General features: G+C 76.2%; 1 protein-coding gene. It reads left to right on the top strand.

Annotation, left to right across the window (positions count from 1 at the left end):
- Positions 1-3923, top strand: a 3923-nt coding sequence (locus IF37_RS0137885; protein WP_030754080.1) for an SDR family NAD(P)-dependent oxidoreductase, incomplete at both ends; no start/stop codon positions are given.

The raw sequence follows: 3923 nt of genomic DNA, 5'->3' as shown, positions 1-3923 counted from the left end.
GGCACCACCACCTACCTCGAACTCGGCCCCGACGCCGCCCTCACCCCCATGACCGGCCAAACCCTCGACGACGACACCACCAGCCTCGTCACCCCCGCCCTCCGCCGGAACCAGAGCGAGGTGCGGACGGCCGCCCTGGCCCTCGCCACGCTCCACACCCGGGGCGTCCCCGTGGACTGGCGGGCGTTCTTCGGTGTGGCGGAGGGACGCGGGCCGGTGGAGCTGCCGACGTACGCCTTCCAGCGGCAGCGCTACTGGCTGGACGGGTCCGACCGGACCGGCGTACCGCGCGACGGCCGGGGCACGGACACCGACGACTCCCCGTTCTGGGACGCCGTCGAGAGCGGTGACCTGGACGCCCTGGGCGCGACTCTCGGCAGCGACGACAGCGCCTCGCTGGGCGCGGCCCTGCCGATCCTCGCCGACTGGCGGCGCGGCGAGCGCTTGCGCGGCACCCTGGACTCCTGGACGTACCGGATCACCTGGAAGCGGCTCGCCAAGGACACCGGGGCGCATCCGAACGGGACCTGGCTGGCGGTGGTGCCCGCGGGCGCGGCGGCCGGGCAGAGCGCGGCGATCCTCGACGGACTGCGGGCGCAGGGCGCCGAGTTCACGGTGTACGAGGCCGGGACCGACCCGGAGGCGTACGGCCCGGCGCTCCGGGCGGCGCTGGCGGAGGCGGGCGGGATCCGCGGAGTGCTGTCCCTGCTCGCCCTGGACACCCGCCCGCATCCGGAGCACCCGGCGGTGACGCGCGGTCTGGCCGCGCTGGCGCACCTGCTGCCCGCCCTGGCCGAGAGCGGCACCGCGGCCCGGGTGTGGTCGCTGACCCAGGGAGCCGTGACCGGTTCCCCGGACGGTGTCGTGGAGGACCCCGCCCAGGCCCTGGTGTGGGGCTTCGGTGTGGCCGCGGCGCTGGAGTTCCCGCGGCTGTGGGGCGGTCTGGTCGACGTGCCGGCCGCGGGCGGCCTGGACCGGCGGGCGCTGCGGCGGCTCGCCATGGCGCTGGGCGGCCCGCGGGGCGAGGACCAGCTCGCGGTCCGGGCGTCCGGGATCTTCGCCCGCAGGCTGACGCGTGCCCCGCGGCACGGCACGGCCGGCGACTGGTCGCCGCGCGGCACGGTGCTGATCACGGGCGGCACCGGTGGTGTCGGGGCGCGGATCGCCCGTCGGCTGGCCCGCGCGGGCGCCGGGCACCTGCTGCTGAGCAGCCGGCGCGGACCGGCCGCGGAGGGCGCCGCCGAACTGGTCGCCGAGCTGCGCGAGTCGGGTGCCGAGGCGACGGTCGTGGCCTGTGACACGGCGGACCGCTCCTCGGTGGCCGCACTGCTCGACGCCGTTCCCGCCGACCGGCCGCTGACCGCGGTGGTGCACGCGGCGGGCGTCGGGCAGTTCACCTCGGTGGCGGACACCACCGTGCCGGAGATGGACCGCATCCTCGCCGGGAAGGTGCTCGGCGCCACGCACCTGGACGAACTCCTCGGCGACCAGCCGCTGGACGCCTTCGTGCTGATCTCGTCCAGCGCCGGTGTGTGGGGCGGCGGTGGCCAGAGCACGTACGCGGCGGCCAACGCCTACCTGGACGCGCTCGCCGAGCGGCGCCACGCCCTCGGCCGTACCGCGACCTCCGTGGCCTGGGGTTCGTGGGGCGGGGCCGGCATGGGCGCCGCCGACGGTGCGGCCGAGCGGATGCGCCGCCTGGGCGTGCCGCCGATGGACCCGGAGCCGGCCACGGCGGCACTGCTGCGCGCGGTCGGCCGGGGCGAGACGACGGTCGTCGTCGCGGACGTGGAGTGGTCCCGGTTCGCGCCCGGCTTCACCGCCGCCCGGCCCAGCGCCCTGCTCGGGGAACTGCCGGAGGTGGCCGAGGCCCTGCGCGAGGACCCGGCGCCCACCACGGGCGGGGGTGCGGGCGGCTCGTTCGCGCAGCGCGTCGCCGCCCTCGCGGAGGGCGAACGGGCCGCGCTCGTCCTGGAGTCGGTGTGCGAGGCGGCGGCGGCCGTACTCGGACACGACTCCGGTGCGGCGATCACCGCGGACCGGTCGTTCAAGGAGCTGGGCTTCGACTCGATGACCGCCGTGGAGCTGCGCAACCGCCTGGGCGCGACCACCGGCGTCCGTCTGCCGGCGACGCTGGCGTTCGACCACCCGACGCCGCAGCGGCTCGCCGACCATCTGCTCGCCGAGGTGACGGGCACCACGACCGCCGTGGCACCGGTGGCCGCGGCGCGGGCCGCGCTGGACGACGACCCGATCGCCATCGTGTCGATGGCCGGACGGTTCCCCGACGGGCTGGACTCGCCGGAGGAGCTGTGGCGGCTGCTCGCCGAGGGCCGTGACGCGATCTCCGGTTTCCCCGCCGACCGCGGCTGGGACATCGAGGGCCTGTACGACCCGGAGCCGGGCACCCCGGGCAGGACGTACTCGCTCAAGGGCGGGTTCCTGCGCGGCGCCGACCGGTTCGACGCGGCGTTCTTCGGGATCTCCCCGCGCGAGGCGCTGGCCATGGACCCGCAGCAGCGGGTGATCCTGGAGACCGCCTGGGAGACCTTCGAGCGGGGCGGCATCGACGTGCACGGGCTGCGCGGCAGCCGTACCGGTGTCTTCGTCGGCGCCTTCCACACCGGGTACGCGATCGGCGCTGACCAGGAGGAGATCGAGGGCTACACCGCGACCGGCAACCAGCCGAGCGTGCTGTCGGGCCGGGTCGCGTACACCTTCGGCTTCGAGGGGCCGGCGGTCACGGTGGACACCGCCTGCTCGTCGTCGCTGGTGGCGCTGCACCTCGCCGCGAAGGCGGTGCGCGACGGCGAGTGCGGGCTGGCGCTGGCGGGCGGTGTGACCGTCCTCGCCACGCCGGACGGCTTCGTGGAGTTCTCCCGGCAGCGCGGGCTCGCCGTGGACGGCCGGTGCAAGGCGTTCGCGGCGGCGGCCGACGGCACCGGCTGGTCGGAGGCGGCGGGGCTGCTGCTCGTGGAGCGGCTGTCGGACGCCCGGCGCAACGGGCACCGGGTGCTCGGGCTGCTGCGCGGCTCGGCCGTCAACCAGGACGGCGCCTCCAATGGGCTCACCGCCCCCAACGGCCCCTCGCAGCAGCGGGTGATCCGCCAGGCCCTCGCCGACGCGGGTCTCTCCCCCGCCGACGTCGACCTGGTGGAGGCGCATGGCACGGGGACCCGGCTGGGCGACCCGATCGAGGCGCAGGCCGTCCTCGCCACCTACGGCCAGGACCGCCCCGACGGCCGGCCGCTGTGGCTGGGGTCCGCGAAGTCGAACATCGGTCACACCCAGGCGGCCGCCGGCGTCACCGGCATCATCAAGGTGATCATGGCGATGCGGCACGGGGTCATGCCGAAGACCCTGCACATCGACGAGCCGACCCCGCACGTCGACTGGTCGGCGGGCGCGGTCGAGCTGCTGACGGAGGCCCGCCCCTGGCCCGAGACCGGCCGCCCGCGCCGGGCCGCCGTCTCCTCCTTCGGCGTCTCCGGCACCAACGCCCACGTCGTCATCGAGGAGCCGCCCGCCGAGGATCTCATGGAGCCGGCCGGTGAGGAGCCCGGACTGCCGGTGCTGGACTGGCAGTTGTCGGCGCGGACTCCGCAGGCGCTGCGGGCGCAGGCGGAACGGCTGCTCGCCTTCGTCCGGGAACCGGACGCGCCCGGCCTCCGGGACACCGCCCTGGCACTGGCCCGCCGCCCGGCACTGGAGCACCGCGCGGTGGTCGTGGGCACGGACCGTGACTCACTGGTGTCGGGTCTGGCGGCACTCGCGGCGGGCACCACGGCGGCCGGAACGGTGACCGGAGCGGAGGGGCACCGGAAGCTGGCGGTGCTGTTCACGGGCCAGGGCGCGCAGCGCGCCGGAATGGGCCGTGAACTGTACGACGCCTACCCCGCGTTCGCCGACGCCTACGACACCGT

Origin of the sequence: Streptomyces sp. NRRL S-31 (assembly GCF_000718775.1) — a bacterium.
Classification (GTDB): Bacteria; Actinomycetota; Actinomycetes; order Streptomycetales; family Streptomycetaceae; genus Streptomyces.
This window is presented reverse-complemented; position numbering and strand designations above follow the sequence as displayed.